The following is a 19,043-nucleotide window of genomic DNA, read 5'->3' as shown; positions in this document are numbered from 1 at the left end:
GACAGGGCCGCTTACACCGGCTCGGCCACCCCGTTCGGTGCCGGCACGCGAGCGGACTTGGTCAGGCCCAGGGCCGGTATAGGCATGGCGGACGGCGGCGCCGGGGCGGCGGCCGCGGTTGCTTCGCGGGCGAGGAAGGATCCGAGTTCTCCGATGGTGCTCATCAACGGCGCGGGGAAGACAACCGTGGTGTTCTTGTCCACGCCGATCTCGACCAGGCTCTGCAGGTTGCGCAGCTGCAGGGCGAGCGGATGAGCCATCATCGTGTCGGAGGCGTCGCCCAGGGCGGCAGCTGCCAGGGACTCTCCCTCGGCGTTGATGATCTTTGCCCTCTTCTCGCGCTCGGCCTCGGCCTGCCTGGCCATCGCGCGTTTCATGGACTCGGGCAGCTGGATGTCCTTGAGTTCGACCAGAGTGACCTGCACGCCCCACTCGCCCGTGGTGACGTCCAGGATCTGACGGATGTCCAGGTTGATGCGGTCGGTCTCGGACAGGGTCTCGTCCAGGGTGTGCTGGCCGACGACCTTGCGCAGGGTGGTCTGCGCGATCTGGTTGATCGCGGCGTTCACGTTCTCGATCGCGATGACCGACTTGACCGCGTCGACCACGCGGAAGTACGCCACGGCGGACACGTCGACGCTGACGTTGTCGCGGGTGATGATGCCCTGGGACTGGATCGGCATGGTCACGACGCGCAGCGAGACGCGGTGCAGGACATCGACGAAGGGGATGATGAACCGCAGCCCCGGATCGCGCCGTCCGACCAGCCGGCCGAACCGGAACAGGACGCCCTGCTCGTACTGCCGGACGATACGGATCGCCGTCGCCAGCCCGATCAGGACAAGGATTGCGAGCACCACCAGGATGGTGATCAAGGCGGCCATGTTTCGCTCCTCAGGGGATGGACCGCGGCAACAGGTCACCAGGTCCGGGAAAGCGTCGCCGCGGCGGGGACACCGGGGGAACGCGAGACCGCTTCCCGGCCTCGCAGCAAGTCTGCGTCGCCCGCACTGCGCCCAGTAGGGGCCGACAGGCCCTGAGTCACCCACGACCGGCCCTCTGGTAATCGCCTACCCGAGGTGCCTTCTTGTGGAGACGGTCACGATGCTCAAGTCCGGCAAGAACGCGGGCACCTCGCCGTCGGCGGCCTCGCTGTACCGCGCGTTCGCCGAAGCCGAACAGGACACCCCCGCCCGCGCACGCGCGCAGGGGCCGTACCGGACGGCTCGCGGTACGGCCCCCGACCGATGGCGCGCGGTCAGCGTGAGTGAAGCAGGCGGACTCTTCGATCCGCTTCATAGGAGTCGACCGTTCGCCTGCGGTGACGCCCCGCAGGATCCTGCTGGCCAAATGTGGGGTTATGCGGCGAGGGTGAGGTCGAGGCGGGCGAGGTGGCTGGTGCGGGTGTGGTCGAGGGGCTGACCGTTCCACCAGGCGTCGAGGCGGATCAGGTTGAGGGCGATGGCGGAGTAGACGTGTTCGAGATGGGTCTTGCCGAGGCTGCGGTAGCGGGCTCGGCGGCTGCCGGTGACCGCCATGGCCTGGCGAATGGTGTCCTCGACGCCGGCCCGCAGGGCGTATTTCGCCTGCCATTCAAGAGTTTCCTGGGCGGTGTGATTGGCCTCGACGAGTTCCTGCAAGGGGCGTGGCCTCAGGGTGAGTTGACGGCCCCAGCGGGTGGCTTTGGTGCAGAGAGCCCTGGCCGGGCAGGGGCCGCAGTCGGCCTGGTCAAAGCGGACCACGGCCATGTCGCGGCCCTTGTGCTGGGTCGGGCTCCAGAAGCGGCTGGTGGCACCCTGGGGGCAGGTGGCCCGGCGGACGTCCCAGTCGATGGTGAAGGCTTCGCGCTGGTAGGCAGTGTTCTCCTGGTGGAGGCGGGAGGTCCCGGTCAGCAGTGGTGTGACCAGGGTGATGCCGAAGGTGGTGTGAGCGCCGACGATGAGTTCGGCGCTCGCGTAGCCGGAGTCGAGGTAGTGCTCGGCGGGCAGCAGGCCCCGGGCGGCAAGGGCCTGGTGGACGGGCTCGACGAGCTTCACATCCGGCACGGTCGCATCGGTGGTCGCGACGTGGGTGATCATGTTGGGGACCGGAGGACGTGCCCGCCGTCCAGTGTGCGACGTCTGGTCATCGGGCCGGGCCGGGTGACAGACCTCGCTGATGTGCAGTTTGTACCCGGTCCAGTGCAGATCTCGCTTGGTGCCGTAACGGGCGTCGAGGTCATAGGGCGAAGTCAGACGCAATCTGCCGGGCGGGAGACCGTCCTTGTCCGCCTCCCGCCGCTTGACCACCTCCGACCCGCCGCTGTCCGTGGCGATCAGGTAGTTCTGCACAGTGATCTGCCGCAGCACCTGGACCGCGGGCAGCTCCCGCAGCCACATCGGTGTGGATGGGCGATAGACCGCCTTCAGGAGAGCCACCGCGTCGCGGCCGTAGTCCAGGGCGAGTTCGTCCCGCTGAGCCTGGGAGCCGGGCGGGCGCCAGGACGCATCGATGCGCCGCCCGTAACGCCGGTTCCACTCACGGACCTCCAGCGCCTGAGCCACCCAGGTGGGATCCGCGGCGGACAGCGCCTCCAGCGCAGCCCGCACACTCTCCCCGGCCAGCTCCAACCGGTTCAACTCCCGCACTGCCGCGAGTACACGAGTGGAATCGGTACGCTGTTTGCCACCGGCCTTGACCAGGCCCTTCTCCTTGAGTGCCACCACGAGGAGATCCAGCACCCGCTCCTCCAGGCCGTGCTCGACCACCCGGGTGCGGAACTCCGAGAGCACCGAGGCATCGAAGCCCACGTCCTCCAGCTCCAGGCCCAGACAGTACTTCCACGACAGGTCGAACCGGACCCGCTGAACGGCGGCGCGGTCGGTCAGGTTCTCCGCCATCTGCAGCACGGTCACCATCGCGAGGCGCCCCGGCGACCATCCGCGCCGACCCCGGCGGCCGAACGCCACGGCGAACTCCGCATCCGCGAACAGCGCGCCGAGCTCATCCCGCACCCGCATCGCCAACGGCGGCGCCCCACGCGCGGCCGCAGCCCGTGCAACCCGCGCCGTGAGCTCGGGGACCTCAGGCCATTCCTCCGGCCGCAACGACATGACTCCCACCCCAGCGGCCGGGAACGACAAGACCGGCCACCACACTGCCAACCACGCCCCCACACCCCAGGACACGACATTTGGCCAGCAGGATCCCGCAGGGCGTGAAAATCGGTGCAGGGGCTGCCCGCCGACGCCGCTTGATGTTTGGGCTGTGAGCCCGCACAGGAGTCTGGTGAGGGAGCCGTCCGAGGGGGCCGCACACTGTCGCTTGGAGCACGCCGATCAGCTTCTCCGTTACCCCTTGGCTTCCCGGGCAGCCCCAGCCTGCACGTGCAGGTCATCGGGCTGTGCCCGAAGGGCCCCGGACTGATCCGCGGCAGGCCGACCAGGGTGACAGTGCGTTCCATGGAACACCTTCCCGTATGCAACGGGCGTGTCGCGGGACGGCAGAGGGGTGGGGCCAGTTCGGCGTCCCTCTGCGCGCCGTACGAGCGTGGTTGCTGCCGGGGGCCGGGGGGCAGCACTCAAGGAGACCAGACCAGACCAGACCCGGCCCGGGTCGGGCACCAGGGATTGTCGGGCCGTGCGTCCGACGCCTCCCGGGCGGGCTGGAATCGACTGCTGTCGAGGCCGGTTGCCGGGTACCGAGAGCCGGGTGGCCCCATGACGCCCGGCCTGTGGCGCGGCATGCTGAAGTAAAGGGGGATACGTTCGAGGGAGCGGTCGGCCCACCAGAGAACCACCCGAGAGGGGCGCGGCCCGGGGGCGGTGGCACAGGTCAGGGTTCCGGGGCCGACGCCGGAAGGCAGGGCACGGTGAAGGAGTCGCTGTCGCTGGGTCGGATCGCCGGAATCCGGGTCGGCGTCCACTGGAGTGTGCTGGCCGTTCTGGCTCTGGTCACGTTCCTTCTGGCCCGGAGTGCGTTCCCCGCCGCCCAGCCGGGGCAGCCGGCCTGGGCCCGCTGGTCGCTCGCGCTGATCACTTCGGTTCTGTTCCTCGGCTGCCTGCTCGCTCACGAGCTGGCCCACTCCGTTGTCGCCACCCACCACGGTATCGAGGTCGACGGGATCACCCTGTGGATGCTCGGCGGCGTCGCCCGCCTGCGCGGTGAGCCCTCGACTCCCGCCGTGGAACTGCGCATTTCCGGGGCCGGACCACTGGCCAGTGCCTTGGCCGGGGCCGTCTTCACCGGCCTGACGCTCGGCCTCGGCGCCTTGCGCGCGCCGCCGCTGACGGTGTCGGCAGCCAGCTGGCTGGCAACGATCAACTTCCTCCTCGCCGCGTTCAATCTCCTGCCCGCCGCACCCCTGGACGGCGGACGCCTGCTGCACGCCTTCCTGTGGCATCGCGGCGGCGACCGGCTCCGGGCCGCTCGCCGCTCGGCCGATGCCGGACGGCTGCTGGGCTGGTTCCTGGTGCTCAGCGGAGGGGCCACCGTGCTGACCGGGGCCGCGTTCTCCGGACTGTGGGCGATGCTGCTGGGCTGGTTCGTGATCACCGCCGCGACGTACGAGGGCCGGAATGCGCAGATCCGAGAGGTCCTGGGCGACCTGCCGGTGAGCGAGGTCATGATCCGCGATCCGGTCACCCTTCCGGCCGCCATCACCGTCGACGCCCTCCTCTCCGCCAGCCGGTACGCCCGCCACCGCCAGGCGGGCTACCCGGTGACGGGCCCGGACGGCCGGGTCGCGGGCCTGATCACCGTCGCGCACATCAACCGCACCCCCGTACATCGCCGCGCGCTCACGCATCTCGGCGACGTGATGTGTCCCCTCGCCGACACTCTCACCACCACCCCCACCGAGCGCGTCGCCGCCTTGCTGCCGCGCCTCGAAGCCCATCCGCTGCACCACGCCCTGGTCCTCTCCGCCCCTGGCACGCGGGATTTGGCCGGCATCGTCTCCTTCGCCGACGTCAACCAGACAGTCGCCTGGCTCGCCGCGGCCCACCAGACCGCGACGGCGGCATGACGGCGGTGATGATCGGCCTGGGGTCGATGATCGGGACCGGGATCTTCGCCGCTTTCGAGCCGGCGGCCGGTGCCGCAGATTCAGGGCTGCTGGTGGCCCTGGCTCTGGCTCTGGCCGCCCTCGTGGCGTACTGCGACGCGACGTCCTCGACGCGGCTGGCTGCCCGCCCGGCACCGGCGTGCGCATTGGCTCGCCGGGCTTCATGGCTCCCGAACAGGCCCTCGGACTGCCCGCCACGCCGGCCACCGACGTCTTCGCCCTGGGCGCCCTGATCGCCTGCACAGGCTCCGGCATGCCGCCCTTCGGCTCCGGCCCCGAGCCCATCTCCCTTTACCCGGCGGTCCACGAGGAACCCGACCTCTCCCGCCTTCCGCTCAGCCTGCACGAGCTGGTCCGGTACTGCTTGGCCAAGAACCCCGAGGACCGGCCGGGCGCCGCCTGGCTGATCGAGGCCGCCCGCCACCATCCCGCCACCGGCGGCGAACTCCGCTTCTCCGACGGCTGGCTGCCGCAGCAGGTAAGCAGCGAACTCCATCGCCACACCCACCTGCCGACCACGCCGGCCCCGCCCGCCACCGTCCTCGACCCGGCTCCGGCCGACGCCCCGACCGCACCTGCCCTGCCCGCCCCGGCACCCACTGGCCCGGAGCCTGCCCCCACCACCAGGCGAAGGGCCGCAACCACCGCGCGCCGAGGCGCCCGCACCGCGCTCCTGACGGCCGCCGCCCTCCTCGTCGGAGCCGCGGCGACCTTCCTCCTGCTCGATTACTCCGACTATTTCGACGACTCCGTCGAGCAGAACACCGCGACCGCCAGCCCCTCCCCGCCCGCCACCCCCGGTCCTCCCCCTCAACGCCCCCGCGTCCGACCGCGGTCACCGGCTACACCGCCGTCTACACCAACGTCGAACTCACCTCCCCCGACCTCGACCCCGAGTTCGACCTCAAGGCCGGGAAGGTGACCCAGGACACCCCGCCTGGTACCTGGCCCGCAAGTCCGGCGCCTTCGACATCCCCGAAGACACCGACGCCTACATCCCGCCGGCCGGACCCCTCACCCTCCCCAACTGCCTCAAGGGCATCGACACCCGCCCCACCTCCACCCTGCCCTTCACCACCTTGAACGCCGACCGCAGCTTCTGCGTCCGCTCGCCCGGCGGCCAGGACATCGCCGTCGTCCACGCGCTCACCACCGCCACGAACGACGGCCCGGTCAAGGTCTCCATCACCTACTACCACCGCACCGCCTGACCCACCCGCCCCCTGAAAGGGCACCAGCACCTGAGAAGACACCATGCACAACATCGGCTCCGGAGTCAGCCTCCGAAGGACTTCGACAGCAGACCATCAAGCCTGGGAAGCCGGGTGGAGGCCGCTGGTCCCGCCGCCCAGCGCCCCACCACGCCAACGTCGCCGCTGCCGATACAACCCGGCCGACCGTCGTGCCTGCGGGGACGGGCATGCGCTTTCCCGTCCCGTCCCGTGACGGGCCGGTCAGTGTCCGGCTCCGGACTTTCCCGGGCGGACGATCACGACGGGGCAGGCCCCGTGCTGCGCGATGTGCTGGCTGACGGACCCCAGCAGCGCCCGGGCGAAGCCGCCCCGCCCATGACTGCCCACGACCAGGGCCTCGGCGCCCTCGGCCGCCTTGAGGAGCACGTCGACGGGGTTGCCGTGCACCAGGAGCGCCCGGACGGCTTTGGCGCCCTCGTCGCCGAGTACCTCCCTCAGCTCCTGGACCAGTCCTTGAAGGGCGCTCTCCTCGTCGAAGGTGGTGTCGATGGCCGGAGCCGACCAGGCACGCCCACCCGGCAGCTCCCACGTGGCCACGGCCTCCACCGTCGCCCCGACAAGGCCGCCGTACCGGACGGCCCAACGCAATGCCTCGTGCGAGGACGGCGAACCGTCGACACCCACCACGACCCGCGGTCCCGTGGCATCCCTGTCCATACGTACGACCTCCTTCTTGGCTCTGTTGGTGACCTCGCTCGTCCGCTCCCGTCACTTCCAGGTTGCGCCCCTCCCCGCCGGCCCGCCAGGGAGGGCGGCCGTAGGGGGAGGGCATGCCGACGCGGTGTGTCGACCCCTTCACAAGACGGCCGATGGCGCAGGCGCGACCGGGGCGCCGTTCGACTCACGCACGCGCAGCAGCCACTGCTTCGGGCCGGCCGCAAGCACGGGGGCAGGCGGACGCCGAGTCGGAATTGCGGCCGTGTCCGACCGCCCCCACGATGAGGTCATGTGTGCCGTGGGACGTGCGGATCGTTTCGATGCGTTTCGAGCCCTGGCCGACCGGCGTGGGCGGCCGGGAGACCGGCTGATGGAGTCGCTGGCCGAGGCCAGGGCGGGAACGGCGGACAGCCCGGAGACCTGGGCTCCGGCCGTCGCCGCGGATATCGGTCTTCCCGCGGCCGCCGCGCTCGGACCGGCCAGTTACTACGCGGACCTCGCCGCCCCGCACGGCCGCCGTCACGTCCGGGTCTGCACGGCGACCGCGTGCTTCGCCGCACAGGCTGGACGGCATCTCGCCGATGCGGAGCACGAGTTGGGGGTCACCGCGGGCACGACGTCGCCCGACCGAGAGACGTCTGTGCAGGTTGTCCGCTGTGTGGGGTACTGCTACGCGGCTCCTGCGGCGCTCGACGGTGACACGCCCTGCACCGGACCGACGCTGGCCGATCAGCTCGCGGGGCGCGAGCCTGCTCGGGCGCCGGAGATCCCGGCGGCCGACGACACCGGTGACCCCGTTCTGCTGGGCGGTGTGATGGCCGGTGAGGCCGCGTGGCAGGTGTGGCCGACGACGGTGGCAGAAGGAACTCCTGACGAGGTCCTGCGGGAAGTGGCCGCGTCCGGGCTGCGAGGACGCGGCGGCGCGGGGTTCGGTGTGGCCGCGAAGTGGGAGGCGGCCGGCCGGGCACCCGACACCGTGCTGGTGGTCAACGGAGACGAGGGAGATCCCGGCTCCTATGCCGATCGGCTGCTGATGGAGGCAGACCCTGAGCGGGTGCTGGAGGGCTTGGCGCTGGCCTGCTTCGCATGCGGGGCGCACCGGGGCGTGGTGCTCGTACGCTCGGAGTATCCGCGCGCTCTGGCGCGGATACGGGAGGCGGTCAGGCGGGCGTACGCCGATGGGCACTTCGGCCCGTCCGTTCACGGGACGGGGCGGGCCCTGGACGTGGCAGTGGCAGAGGGTGCCGGATCGTACGTCGCGGGTGAGGAGACCGCCCTGATCGCCGGCCTGGAAGGCGATCGGGGCTGTGCCCGGCCGCGCCCGCCCTACCCGACCCGGCACGGGTTGTGGGATGCGCCGACCGTGGTGAACAACGTCGAGACATTGGCAGCCGTGCCCTGGATCGTCTCCCGTGGCGGCGGCGCGTACGCCCGGCGCGGGGCTCGGGGCGAGACCGGCACGAAGCTGGTCTGCCTGTCGGAGCGGTTCGCCAGGCCAGGGGTGTACGAGGTCGAGCTGGGCGCCCCGCTGAGGCGGATCGTCACCGAACTGGGCGGGGGTCTCAAGGACGGTTGCGAGCTGACCGTTCTCCAGGTCGGCGGACCGCTGGGCGGTTTCCTCGCCCCCGACGCGTTGGACGTGCCGCTGACCACCGAAGACCTTGCGGCGCGCGGCGCCGCCCTCGGCCACGCCGGACTGGTCGCCTTCGACCGCCATGTGACACCTGAGGAAGTACTGCGACACATCTGGCAGTTCGCCGCCGCCGAGAGCTGCGGTGCCTGCTCTCCGTGCCGGGTGGGCTCGCGCCGGGGCCTGGAACTGGCGTCCGTCGGCACTCCACCCGGTCCTGAGTGGGGTTCGCTGGCGCGCGTTCTGGCTGAGGCGAGTCTGTGCGCCTTCGGACGACGGATCCCGCCCGCCGTGTACAGCCTCGCCCGCGCCTACGGTGACCGACTGGGGGGATGGGCCCCATGACCGGGATCGAGATCCAGGTGGATTGCGCGGGCGTCGAGGTGCCCGAGGGCAGTTCGCTGCTCGCGGCTGTCCGGGCGGCCGGGATCGAGCTGCCCTCACTCTGCTCCGATGACCGGCTCAGCCCCGCGGGCTCGTGCCGCACCTGCCTGGTATGGGCCGACGGGCGGATCGCCGCGGCATGCGTGACCCCGGCCGCTCCTGGCGTCCGCGTCGAAACCGCGACGGATGACCTTCGGCGGCTGCGCCGGAACGCGGTGGAGCTCATCGTCTCCGCCTTGCCGCCCCGCGCGCTCGCGGACGACGGTCCCAGCGAGCTGGCACAGGTCTGTCGGTCGATGGACATCGGACCGGAGGCGGCACGGGGCGCCGGAGGTCGCGGCGGAGACGACTCCCACCCGTACGTCCACCTGGACCGGGACCTGTGCATCGCCTGCGGCCGGTGCGTTCGCATGTGTGCCGAGGTGCAGGGCACTTTCGCTCTCACCCTGACCGGACGGGGCGCCGACACCGTGGTCGCCCCCGGCACCGGCGGGCCCTGGGCCGAGTCGGACTGCGTGGCCTGCGGCGGCTGCGTCGACACCTGCCCCACCGGCGCGATCGCAGAGCCGGGCCCAGGCCGCGGGCTCACCTCCGCGAGCCGCCGGACGGCAGCCCGGACGCGCACCACCTGCGGCTACTGCGGTGTCGGCTGCGCACTGGAGGTCGTCACCGGCGACGGCGGGATCACGGCGGTGCTGCCTGCCCGGGACGGCCCGGTCAACCAGGGGCACGCCTGTGTCAAGGGGCGCTTCGCCCACGGCTATCTCACCTCGGCCGAACGGCTCACCCGGCCGCTGCTGCGACGCGACGGCCGCCTGGAACCGGCGAGTTGGGACGAGGCGCTCGACCATATCGCCAGGGGGCTGCGGGAGGCCGTCGCGGCGGGCGGCGCGGACGCCGTGGCGGCGATCTCCTCGGCCCGCGCAACCAATGAGGAGAACTACCTCGTACAGAAGTTCATGCGGGTCGTCATCGGCACGAACAACGTCGACAACTGCTCCCGCCTCTGCCACTCCCCGTCCGCCGCCGGCCTGACCGCCTCCTTCGGGCTCTCCGGGGGCACCGACAGCTTTGAAGGCGTGGAGCGGTCCGACTGCCTGCTGGTGGTCGGGGCCAACCCTGTCGAGGCCCATCCGGTGGCCGGCGCGCGGCTGCTCCGGCGCGTGCTGCGAGGGGCCAAGCTGGTCGTCGCCGATCCCCGTGCCGTAGGTCTCGCCCTGCATGCCGACGTGCATCTGCGCCCCCGCCCCGGTACCAACGTCGCGCTCTTCCACGGGCTCGCCCACGTCCTGCTCGGCGAAGGACTGGTCGACGAGGGGTTTCTGCGGGAGCGGGCCACCGGCCTGCCGGAACTCACCGGACTGCTCGACGACTACCCGCCCCATCGGGTCGCGGAGATCACCGGGGTACCCGCCGCGGACCTGATCGCGGCCGCCCGGCTGTACGGCCGGGCCCGACGGCCCGCGATCGTCTACGGCTTGGGCGTCACCGAGCACCTGCATGGCACCGACGGGGTGCGGGCCCTGGCCAACCTGGCGATCCTGCGCGGCGCCGTGGGCACCGACCACGGCCACGGGGTCAACCCGCTGCGCGGCCAGAACAACGTCCAAGGTGCCTCCGACATGGGCGCGCTGCCCGACCTCCTGCCCGGCTACGGACAGGTGACCGACCCTGCCGCGCGATCCCGGGCCGAAGCCGTGTGGGGCGTATCGGTGCCGGAGCGCCCCGGTATGCGGCTCCCGGACGTGTTCGCCGCCGCGCGGGCCGGGGACCTGCGGGCGCTGTGGATCATCGGCGAGGACGTCTGCGCCACGGATCCCGACACGAACCAGGTTGCCCGCGCCCTGGACACGTGCCCGCTCGTGGTGTGCAACGAACTGTTCCTGTCCGAGACCGCCCGCCACGCTGACATCGTGCTGCCGGTCGCGTCCTGGCTGGAGAAGGACGGCACGTTCGTCAACTTCGACCGCCGCTTCCAGCGGGTCCGGCCCGCAGTACCCCCACCGGGTGAGGCGCGCAGCGACTTCGATGCCGTACATGCCCTCGCCGCGGTCATGGGAGTCGACCTAGGCTGCGCTACTCCGGCCGAGGCCCTGGCCGAGTGCGGAAGGGTCGCACCCGTCTTCGCCGGTCTCTCCCACGCCCGGCTGGACCGGGAGGGAGCGGTGCCATGGCCCTGCCCGGACCCCAGCCGCCCCGGCCAGGCCAAGCTGTACGAGGAACGGTTCGCCACGCCCGACGGGCGGGCCCACCTTGCTGCGGCCCCCTACCTCCCCCCGGGTGAACAGCCCGACGACGACTATCCGCTGGTCCTGGTCACCGGGCGCCGCTGGGCGCACTACAACTCCGGCAGCATGACCCGGCGTAGCGGCAACCTCGCCCTCGATCCGGTCGACTTCCTCGACCTCCACCCCGACGACGCCGCCCGTTACGACGTGCAGGACGGCGCGCGAGTCAGCGTGGAGAGCCGGCACGGCCGGGCCCGGCTCGTCGCCCGGATCAGCGAGCAGACAGCCCCCGGTCAGGTCTTCTGCTCCTTCCACTTCCCCGCGAGCGGGGTGAACCGCCTCACCTCCGGTCACGCGGACATTGTCACGTCCTGCCCCGAATACAAGGTCACGGCGGTACGCGTGGCCGCGCCGTAAGACGCCCGGGAACCCGCTCGCGCCGCCGGATTCAGGTTCGCTGCGGGATGACCGCGACCGGGCACTGGGAGTGATGCAGCAGGGCGTGGGCGATCCTGCCGAGCTGCAGTCCGAAGTGGCCGGGCCGCCTCAAGGCGCCGACGACCACCAGGTCGGCATCGGCCGATGCGTCCACAAGCACCCTGTGGGCGGGGCCTTCGACGGGCCGTTGGCGGACAACGACGCCAGGATGATCTCGTACGGGCTCGCGCAGCGCGTCGGCGAGGAGCGTCGAGGCCCGTTCCTCATGAACCTGCGACGCGTCATCCGCGATCAGCGGGTGGTCCACATGCTCATGGGCCGGGCAGCGCCAGGCCCGCACGGCATCCATCGCGCAGCCGCGCGCCTTGGCCTCGCGGCAGGCGAACCGTACGGCGCCCATGCTCTCGGCGATGTCGCCGACCCCCACCACCACTCGTCCGAAGGCGCCCTGCTGGTTGTGTTCCCCGCCACGCACCACGATGACGGGGCACACGGCGCGGGCCGCCACGGTGAGACCCACCGACCCCAGCAGCATCCCGGCGAGCTGACCCCGGCCCCGGGAGCCCGTCACCAGGGCGGCGGCCTCATGTCCCTCCCGCAGCAGCGCGGACACCGCATCTTCGGGTAGCACCTCGGCCGAGACCGCCACCGCTGGGTTGCGAAGCCGGGCGCGTTCCGCGCAGGACGCCGTGATGTGCTCGGCCATGACCTCTTCGGCGGGTCGAGCGGCGCTGAAGGACGGACGCCCGCCCTCGTAACGCTCCCACAACGACGCGTAGACCAGCCGCAGTGGCAGCCCGTGCCGTGCTGCCTCGTCCACCGCCCAGTCCACCGCGTCCAGACTGGAATCCGATCCGTCGACACCCACGACCAGCGGGAGTTCCATCGTCCCCACCGCCTTCCGTCCCGGCCACTGCGAGGATCCCCTGTGATTACCGTCGCACCGCCCCGGTGCCACCGCGACATGCGGACCGGTCCTTCGCGAGCGAAACGTCGGCCCGGGTCGCATCGCACCGGATTGCGACGAGGGTGGGGTCATAGGCCGGGAGGAGGTCCGAAGTACCTGAGACCCCGCACATCGTGAGTGATGTGATGAGCGTGACGGTGGTGGCGGTCGGACGCGACGCGCCGTTCAAGGAGATGTTCTTCAGGGAGTGGCAGTTGGCTCACCGCAGCCTCCCTTCGCGAGCCGAGGGGCCCATCCAGACGGGCCGGGTCGTCGCTGAACCGTGGTCGTGGAATGACCAGGCGAGCACCAGTCCGTGGCCGTCTACCGATCGGCCGGGCCGATGCGACGGCCCGTCAGGCGCGTGGGCTGAATCGACACCCACATCTCGCGGTCGCCTCCGGCCCACGGCTCGGTGTGCGCCTGCTCGACCAGCCGCTGCACCATGGCGGGCTCAGTGACAACCTGCGCAGGGCCGACGGCGAGCACGCTCCAGCCCTGGCTCATCGCCTCGTCCACGTGGTCGACCTCGAAGGCGACCTCCCCTTCCACGGCCGCCGCGGGCACCGACTCCGGCGCGGTCCGGAAGGCGATCGCGTCGTCGATGACGTCGTAGTTCACCGGGACGACGGCCGGGCCGTCGGGTGTCGAAACCGCGATGCGCCCCACACCGTGCGTGGAGAGCAGGGCACGGCATTCGTCGTCCGAGAGGTCCCGCAGCTGGGGGTGCGCAAGCGCCTGGCCCTGACCGGGTGGCAGATCGATACCGGCCCCCCGCAGGGCCGCCGTGCTGGTTCCCAGTGTCGCGGCCAGACTGATGAGCGTCGCCAGACTCGGGTCGGCCGGCCGTTCCTCCAGGTACGCCAGGTAATTCGGCGCCATTCGGGCGCGGCGGGCCGTTTCCTCGCGGGTCAGGCCCTGTCGTGTGCGTTCGGCGTACACGCGGCGGCCGATGTCACCAGGGTTGGCGGCCCCACCGGGCGGGGTCGCGTCGGACGTGGCGTTCGCCTCGTCCGTGCCCTGCCGGGAAGACTCGTGGGCTGTCCCGGACGCGTGCTCGGTGTGACGGATATGCGCGTCGGGTCCGGGGAAGACGAGAGTCACCTCGTCCGTGTCCGACCACCGCACCTCGTAGGGCGGTGTGCCATCCGGATGGCGGAGTCCCACGATTTCGCCGTCGCGCTTGGCAGCGCCGGTCGTCACGCTTTCGATGACGAGTTGATCGCCGAGGTGAGCTCGCATGATTGCCGCCGTTTCCGCAAGATTCTGCTGTATCCAACGTGCCACGTACCAAGTGCCGCCGCACGGGGTGGTTCCCGACGGAACTGGACACCTGACCACGACTGGCCAACATGACCCGGAAGGGAAGGCGACATGCAGCACCGAACGGTCGCAGACCTCATGACCAGGCAGGTCGTCCGGGCGCGGCGCGACACGCCGTTCAAGGACATCGTCAAGCTCTTGGCGGACAACGACGTCACCGCCGTACCCGTGGTGGACGACCTGGACCGCCCGATGGGCTTGGTCTCGGAGGCCGATCTGCTGCGCAAGTGCGCAGACCAGGCCGACCCGTCCGGCCGGACACCGATTCCCCATCTGGAGGCGTGGGAGCGGGCCAAGGCCGAGGGCGCCAGGGCCGAGGAGTTGATGTCGGCTCCCGCGGTCTGCGCACGCCCGGAGTGGACCGTGGTCGAGGCGGCACGTCTGATGGAGGTCCACAACGTCAAGCGGCTGCCGGTCGTGGACGAGACGGACACACTACGTGGCATCGTCAGCCGTGGTGACCTGCTGCGGATTTTCCTGCGCAGGGACGACGCCATCCGCGACGAGATCACCCGAGACATGCTGGAGCGGACGTTGGGCCTCGCTCTCTCAGAGGTGACGGCCGAGGTACGCGCGGGGCAGGTCACCCTCAGCGGGTCCGTCGAGTACAAGAGCCTGATCCCCATCATCGAGCGGCTGTGCCAGAGCGTCGACGGCGTGGTCTCCGTCTCCGCACACATCACGTACCGGACCGACGACGCCCGGCGTTCCCCCACCGGCACCTGAGAGGTGATGGTCGGCGCAAGCTGGCGCGTTCCCTGTCGTCAGGTCGGCGGCCACCGGATGTTCAGCGAAGAGGACAACAAGCAGATCGTGAAGGACACGTACCGGCCCAGCCGCGGAGGCCCCGATACGGTCGCCGTTGACACACTGGTCGACGATCACTGCGGGCTGTAGAAGCTCAGTTTCGCCACTGCCCAGCGGTGTGTGCCTATGCCCTGTGTCGGCCTCGGGCACCAACTGAGACCCACTTACGTGGGGTTTTCTGCTTTTCCGGGGCAGTGGTGTGATCGGCCGCGTGGCCAACGGCCCAGGGAAGCACGGACCCCGGGCGCGCCGTGGGTCGGGCGGTCGGCCGGGCCGTGACGTGACGGGAGCCGCGCAGGGGTCCAAACGCAGGGGGCGGTGTCCCTGTTCGTGCCGTTCGGGTGATTAGCGTATTTCTGTCCGCTCGATCGGGCAACCATGCGAGGACTCGAACATCCGCTGGGCCAAGCCTCGCTTGCCTGGACAGTAAAGGGAATTCCTCATGCGCCGTATCGCCGCAGTCCTCCTCGGAGCTGCCTGCATCTTTGGGCTCACTGCCACCACCGCAATGGCAGCCCCGGTCGAACCCGACGAGCCCATCAGCCTCCTCGGCAGCGACAGCCACGTCGGCGGCCTCCTTGAGGACATCGGCCTCCTGGGCTGACGCCGGCGGTCAAGCCAGGCAGCCTCCGGTATGTCTCCGGTGTGGTCGTCGGAAGGGCGAGCGGTGATTCGCGGGGCACCGCCAGGTTCTCGATCTCCTCGTCGAGTTCGCGGCACACGGTGTGCGTCGATCTGCCGCGGAGTTGTCCGGCTCGCATACGCGGGCGGTCGGACCGGACCGTGCCGGTGTGGGGCCGGCGGCGCTACTGCGGGTTGCCGTTGGCGGCGAGGCGGGCGCTCATCTCCGTGTAAGCGCGCTCGGAGCGGGCGTTGGCCGGGTCGTGGATGAGCCGGAGGTAGTCGTAGAGGACCTGCACGCACTTGTCCCGGGTGGGATAGGACGCGTCGCGGGCCAGTTCAAGGTCGTTGGTGATCTCCATCAGCCTCCCGTCGGCCGCGGTGTACACCGGGTGCCAGATGAGCCGCACCGCCGGGTTGAGCGCCATGACCACGCGCAGCTGCGGGATCTCCTGTGCGATGAGGACACTCTCGGGGTTGTACGCCCGCAGGAAGATGTGGACGGGGCCGCGGGCGCGGTTCACGAATGCCTTGGAAAGGACGTTCCACATCGGCGTCTTGAGCATCCAGTCCGAGGACAGGGTCAGTTTGTCGACCACGCCGCCGAAGGCGGTGGACTCCAGAGGGGTGTGGCCGTTGGCGCGGGCGTAGTCACTGACCTCCCTACCGCCCGACCAGAGAGCCAGCGTGGGCGTGTCGATCTCCAAGTGGTCGCCGATGAGCTTCACCAGCTCCTGGTACCAACTGTTCGACGCGCGGTGGTCGCGCTGTTCCTGGCGTTCGGAGAACTTCGCCATGGCCTCGTCGTTGAGCTGTCCCTGTTCGGCGATGCCGCCGAGGACGAGCTGCCAGGCGGCGTCGGTGACGTCGTTGGAGAAGCCGGCCCGAGCCATCATGTCGCGGAACGTGCCCCACTCGCCGTGCGTCGTGGGATCGGCGGCGTGCTGCCGCGCCTGCTCCCTGACCCCGGGTTCTCCCGTGCGCTGAAGCCAGTGCGTCACGGCTCCGTTGCCCGCGGTCCGCTGGAGGGCTGCGAGCCTGGTGGGGTGCGGCGCCTGTCCGGCGGCGCGCTCGGAGGACGCGTCCTGTGCCGGCTTCCGTGGTGCCGCCTCAGGCATCGGCGGCACCACGGGTGTCCCTGTCTCTCGCACGCTGCCCAGCCTCCAGGTCGCTGTTCGGCCCCAAGCGCCCGAGACTAGGGCCTTGGCCCGGCACCCGCGAGGGCCGAAGGGGCAGCCGCGGGGGCACATCGGGCGTGGTCAGCTGGTGCCGCACATGGCCGCCGGCCCGGATGGCGGCCCGGGATCATGGTGTGAACTAGCCGATTCTGCGGGCCTGTTGGGGATGCCCGGCAGTGTGCCCCGGTGCGGCGCATCATGGCGGACGCATCGCGGTGGCCGTGGGTACGCCTGGGGGAGTCGGCGTAGGTTCCGCGGTCCAGGGCCCGTACGCAGGGACCGGTACGGCTGTTACGAGACGGTGACAACGCACCGACAACGCATGTGTGTGAAGAGCCGTCATTCCTGGTGAGACCGCGCCAAGAGCACTTACCTCGCTTGTGGCGCACAGCCGGATGTTCTATGTCGAGAGGGATAAAACCATGATCGTCACCAAGCGGCACTCACTTCGCATCGTCGCCGTCGGCGCCCTCAGCGCTGCCTGCGTCGCCCTGGCCGGCACCGCGATGGCCGCCACCCCCGCCACACACACCACGCCCACCCCGGCCGCCCACCAGGCCGCGGCCGTCAAGGCCGGCATCACCGCCAAGCCGTCGGCGTCCTCGGTCCGCGCCTGGCAGCTGTTCCGCGTGACCGGCAACACCACCGGTCTCAAGGCGGGCAGCACCGTCACGCTCCAGCAGAAGCAGAACGGCAAGTGGGTCACCCTTCCCGCCTCCGCGCCCATATCCCGCAACGGCTCCTACTCGCTCGGCGTCAAGCTCGGCCTGAAGGGCAAGAACGACCTGCGCATCATCAGTGGCACCACGGCCTCCGCCGTCTTCAACGTCACCGTTCGCTAGCGGACCCGGAGAGGGGCACGGTTGCTCAGGCCCGTCGTCCGGCCCGCAGGCCCGTCGTCCGGCCCGCGGGACGCGACCGGCCAAGGCGGGTCAACTAGGCCAAGGCGGGCTGACGCAGGCCAAGGTGGACCATCACAGCCCGCCGTACACCGTGCCCCCCATCAGGGCCAATCACCACAACGCCAATCACCACGACGCCGGGCATTCCGGCCGTCCGTCGGGAACAGGGTGTAGCAGATACCGGCACGAGCCCCCTCAGGCAAGCTCTTGCCTGAGGGGTAGCTCGCCGGGCCTCTTGGGCGGAGGCGGAGCCTTCGACGGGTCTGCGTACGTCCCCAAACAGCGGGACCACGACTTCACTGCTCGCGGGACCACGTCCTTACTGTTCGCAGGATCGGGCGGCCGGGCTGTCGGCCTGCCAATAGTCGTTGAGCCAGTCACCAGGGATCAGTTCACGTACACGCTCCAGGGCGCTTTCGGTGCGCGCGCGGACGAGCAGCACCTCGTCATCGTCGTTCCGCAGCAGGACATCGGTTCCCAGGAACCAGCGGACACCGGGCTCCTCCTCGCCGACCGGACAGGCCGGAAACGGCAAGCGAGTGCAACCCTGCTCCAGCACGTCGATGCCGTCTTGGCCGAGATCGCTCAGGAAGTCGCAGAGTCCCTCGGGAGCATGCAGGGATTCCGAGAGGACGATTTCCACGCAGGTCAGCGAGAGCCGGTCCAGCCGGCTCTCCCACTTCTCGGCACTCTTGTCCGCCAGATCCGCCCGGATGACGACGGCGGGATCGTCCTGGTCGAGATCGGCGAGCCGGATGCCCCAGGAAGCGGCGCCCTGGTTCTCATGCCGGAAGACCAGTGCCTCCCGCGCGGGATCCACGTACAACTGGGCCGGGTCGAGCAGGACATCGTGATTGCTGCTGAGGTCCCGGCGCCGGCCGAACAACTGGTACGCCTCGCGGAGTGCAAGCGGTAGTCGAACGCCCAGCCGCTCCTCGACGGCAACCAGTTCGGCCTCGCCCCAGCCGTCCCCCTCGCCCAGCGGAGTCGCCCAGTGCGCCGCGAAACCACGGATGAAATCCCAGGCGCCCGTTCGGTCCGCAATGCCAGTTGAGAGGGTCCGGAGCAGGTCGAACTCGTGTGTCATGCCGGGACGATAGCGACCCGTCCGGACGGGCGGAGACCCAGGCCCGTCGCCCGGCACCCAGAGCCGGGCGGAGATCCAGGCCCGTCGACCCGATACCCCGAGCCGGGCAGAGCCGCGCCTCGGCCCGCTCGGCGGCCCGCGGTTGGGAGGGGTCGATGCCTCGGGGGCGTTGGCGGCTGGTTCACGCCATGGCGGCGCGGACGTGAGGAAGTGCCGCGCCGCGTTGATATCGGCCCATTCACCCCCGCCGCCGTTCTCCTCCCGTGAGAACGGCGCCGTGATTTGCCTCATGGTCGCGGCCCTTCATTCACGCGTTCAAAAGGCGCCGGAACGGCTCTCCGGCCAGCCTCGACGTCATCTTCCCGGCGTCGCGATTTCGGTCAGGCGGGCCGAAAGTCCGCTCCCCGGCCCGGCTGGTATCTGCCTTCGATTTGGTGGTGCGTTCCTGGTGTCCCATCATGTGAGTGGGGATCAGGCGTGGCCCACACCTGCGAAGTGCAGGGCGCGCATGCGTTGTTGATTGGTCAACAGATAAGTCGGGGGAC

15 protein-coding genes and 1 pseudogene are annotated in these 19,043 nt (G+C 70.5%); 9 read left to right on the top strand and 7 right to left on the bottom strand.

The annotated features are described in order from the left end of the window. Positions 1–11: 11 nt before the first annotated feature. Together OG522_RS06540 and OG522_RS06535 are read right to left on the bottom strand one after the other, a co-directional pair. Positions 12–884 (bottom strand): slipin family protein, encoded by an 873-nt coding sequence (locus OG522_RS06540; protein WP_329461987.1) that lies wholly within the window; start codon positions 882–884, stop codon positions 12–14. A gap of 474 nt (positions 885–1,358) precedes the next feature. After that, positions 1,359–3,092, bottom strand: a complete 1,734-nt coding sequence (locus OG522_RS06535) for an IS1182 family transposase (protein ID WP_329461986.1) — start codon at positions 3,090–3,092, stop codon at positions 1,359–1,361. A 365-nt stretch (positions 3,093–3,457) separates the two neighbouring features. Here OG522_RS06535 and OG522_RS06530 point away from each other — a divergent pair, with 365 nt between their 5' ends. The 4 genes and pseudogenes from OG522_RS06530 to OG522_RS06515 all read left to right on the top strand — a co-directional run bounded on the left by OG522_RS06530 (position 3,458) and on the right by OG522_RS06515 (position 6,255). Then, the gene (locus OG522_RS06530) at positions 3,458–5,005 is read left to right on the top strand and encodes a site-2 protease family protein (RefSeq protein WP_443074665.1); all 1,548 of its coding nucleotides are present in this window, start codon (positions 3,458–3,460) and stop codon (positions 5,003–5,005) included. Next, positions 4,996–5,172 (top strand): annotated as a pseudogene (locus OG522_RS06525) (amino acid permease); the annotation flags it as partial. The gene OG522_RS06530 and the pseudogene OG522_RS06525, both read left to right, overlap by 10 nt. Before the next feature lie 35 nt (positions 5,173–5,207). Next, the gene (locus OG522_RS06520) at positions 5,208–5,966 is read left to right on the top strand and encodes a hypothetical protein (RefSeq protein WP_329461984.1); all 759 of its coding nucleotides are present in this window, start codon (positions 5,208–5,210) and stop codon (positions 5,964–5,966) included. Between the two features lie 157 nt (positions 5,967–6,123). After that, the gene (locus OG522_RS06515; RefSeq protein WP_329461983.1) at positions 6,124–6,255 is read left to right on the top strand and encodes a hypothetical protein; all 132 of its coding nucleotides are present in this window, start codon (positions 6,124–6,126) and stop codon (positions 6,253–6,255) included. A gap of 243 nt (positions 6,256–6,498) precedes the next feature. Here OG522_RS06515 and OG522_RS06510 read toward each other — a convergent pair whose 3' ends face one another. After that, complete coding sequence (locus OG522_RS06510) at positions 6,499–6,954, bottom strand: universal stress protein (RefSeq protein WP_329461982.1); 456 nt, start codon at positions 6,952–6,954, stop codon at positions 6,499–6,501. A 289-nt stretch (positions 6,955–7,243) separates the two neighbouring features. Between OG522_RS06510 and OG522_RS06505 the strand changes: the two genes are divergently transcribed. Then, positions 7,244–8,929, top strand: coding sequence for an NAD(P)H-dependent oxidoreductase subunit E (locus OG522_RS06505; protein WP_329461981.1), 1,686 nt, complete (start codon positions 7,244–7,246; stop codon positions 8,927–8,929). Continuing rightward, the gene (gene fdhF / locus OG522_RS06500; RefSeq protein WP_329461980.1) at positions 8,926–11,613 is read left to right on the top strand and encodes a formate dehydrogenase subunit alpha; all 2,688 of its coding nucleotides are present in this window, start codon (positions 8,926–8,928) and stop codon (positions 11,611–11,613) included. Before OG522_RS06505 ends, fdhF begins: the two co-directional genes overlap by 4 nt. A 31-nt stretch (positions 11,614–11,644) precedes the next feature. Here the strand turns inward: fdhF and OG522_RS06495 are convergent, their stop codons facing one another. After that, complete coding sequence (locus tag OG522_RS06495; RefSeq protein ID WP_329461979.1) at positions 11,645–12,520, bottom strand: universal stress protein; 876 nt, start codon at positions 12,518–12,520, stop codon at positions 11,645–11,647. 384 nt (positions 12,521–12,904) lie between these two features. Next, positions 12,905–13,822 (bottom strand): DUF1918 domain-containing protein, encoded by a 918-nt coding sequence (locus OG522_RS06490; RefSeq protein ID WP_329461978.1) that lies wholly within the window; start codon positions 13,820–13,822, stop codon positions 12,905–12,907. A gap of 132 nt (positions 13,823–13,954) precedes the next feature. Here OG522_RS06490 and OG522_RS06485 point away from each other — a divergent pair, with 132 nt between their 5' ends. Both OG522_RS06485 and OG522_RS06480 read left to right on the top strand, forming a co-directional pair. Next, on the top strand, positions 13,955–14,629 hold the full coding sequence (locus OG522_RS06485) for a CBS domain-containing protein (RefSeq protein WP_329461977.1): 675 nt from the start codon (positions 13,955–13,957) through the stop codon (positions 14,627–14,629). Between the two features lie 523 nt (positions 14,630–15,152). Further along, positions 15,153–15,314, top strand: a complete 162-nt coding sequence (locus OG522_RS06480) for a hypothetical protein (protein WP_329461976.1) — start codon at positions 15,153–15,155, stop codon at positions 15,312–15,314. Between the two features lie 202 nt (positions 15,315–15,516). On the opposite strand, the gene OG522_RS06475 is transcribed toward OG522_RS06480, so the two are convergent. Beyond that, positions 15,517–16,449, bottom strand: a complete 933-nt coding sequence (locus tag OG522_RS06475) for a hypothetical protein (protein WP_329461975.1) — start codon at positions 16,447–16,449, stop codon at positions 15,517–15,519. Positions 16,450–16,931: 482 nt separating this feature from the next. Here OG522_RS06475 and OG522_RS06470 point away from each other — a divergent pair, with 482 nt between their 5' ends. After that, on the top strand, positions 16,932–17,351 hold the full coding sequence (locus OG522_RS06470; RefSeq protein WP_329461974.1) for a hypothetical protein: 420 nt from the start codon (positions 16,932–16,934) through the stop codon (positions 17,349–17,351). A gap of 379 nt (positions 17,352–17,730) precedes the next feature. On the opposite strand, the gene OG522_RS06465 is transcribed toward OG522_RS06470, so the two are convergent. After that, on the bottom strand, positions 17,731–18,789 hold the full coding sequence (locus OG522_RS06465) for an SMI1/KNR4 family protein (protein ID WP_329461973.1): 1,059 nt from the start codon (positions 18,787–18,789) through the stop codon (positions 17,731–17,733). Between the last annotated feature and the right edge of the window lie 254 nt (positions 18,790–19,043).

Origin of the sequence: Streptomyces sp. NBC_01431 (assembly GCF_036231355.1) — a bacterium.
In the GTDB taxonomy this organism is placed as follows: domain Bacteria; phylum Actinomycetota; class Actinomycetes; order Streptomycetales; family Streptomycetaceae; genus Streptomyces.
The sequence above is the reverse complement of the archived record's forward strand: the minus strand, read 5'-3'. Positions and strand labels throughout refer to the sequence as shown.

What these genes read in the sequence shown, in the direction of transcription:
- OG522_RS06540 (WP_329461987.1), bottom strand. Translation starts at nt 884, where the DNA reads ATGGCCGCCTTGATCACCATCCTGGTGGTGCTCGCAATCCTTGTCCTG.
- OG522_RS06535 (WP_329461986.1), bottom strand. Translation starts at nt 3,092, where the DNA reads ATGTCGTTGCGGCCGGAGGAATGGCCTGAGGTCCCCGAGCTCACGGCG.
- OG522_RS06530 (WP_443074665.1), top strand. Translation starts at nt 3,458, where the DNA reads ATGCAACGGGCGTGTCGCGGGACGGCAGAGGGGTGGGGCCAGTTCGGC.
- OG522_RS06520 (WP_329461984.1), top strand. Translation starts at nt 5,208, where the DNA reads ATGGCTCCCGAACAGGCCCTCGGACTGCCCGCCACGCCGGCCACCGAC.
- OG522_RS06510 (WP_329461982.1), bottom strand. Translation starts at nt 6,954, where the DNA reads ATGGACAGGGATGCCACGGGACCGCGGGTCGTGGTGGGTGTCGACGGT.
- OG522_RS06505 (WP_329461981.1), top strand. Translation starts at nt 7,244, where the DNA reads ATGTGTGCCGTGGGACGTGCGGATCGTTTCGATGCGTTTCGAGCCCTG.
- fdhF (WP_329461980.1), top strand. Translation starts at nt 8,926, where the DNA reads ATGACCGGGATCGAGATCCAGGTGGATTGCGCGGGCGTCGAGGTGCCC.
- OG522_RS06495 (WP_329461979.1), bottom strand. Translation starts at nt 12,520, where the DNA reads ATGGAACTCCCGCTGGTCGTGGGTGTCGACGGATCGGATTCCAGTCTG.
- OG522_RS06490 (WP_329461978.1), bottom strand. Translation starts at nt 13,822, where the DNA reads ATGCGAGCTCACCTCGGCGATCAACTCGTCATCGAAAGCGTGACGACC.
- OG522_RS06485 (WP_329461977.1), top strand. Translation starts at nt 13,955, where the DNA reads ATGCAGCACCGAACGGTCGCAGACCTCATGACCAGGCAGGTCGTCCGG.
- OG522_RS06480 (WP_329461976.1), top strand. Translation starts at nt 15,153, where the DNA reads ATGCGCCGTATCGCCGCAGTCCTCCTCGGAGCTGCCTGCATCTTTGGG.
- OG522_RS06475 (WP_329461975.1), bottom strand. Translation starts at nt 16,449, where the DNA reads ATGCCTGAGGCGGCACCACGGAAGCCGGCACAGGACGCGTCCTCCGAG.
- OG522_RS06470 (WP_329461974.1), top strand. Translation starts at nt 16,932, where the DNA reads ATGATCGTCACCAAGCGGCACTCACTTCGCATCGTCGCCGTCGGCGCC.
- OG522_RS06465 (WP_329461973.1), bottom strand. Translation starts at nt 18,789, where the DNA reads ATGAGGCAAATCACGGCGCCGTTCTCACGGGAGGAGAACGGCGGCGGG.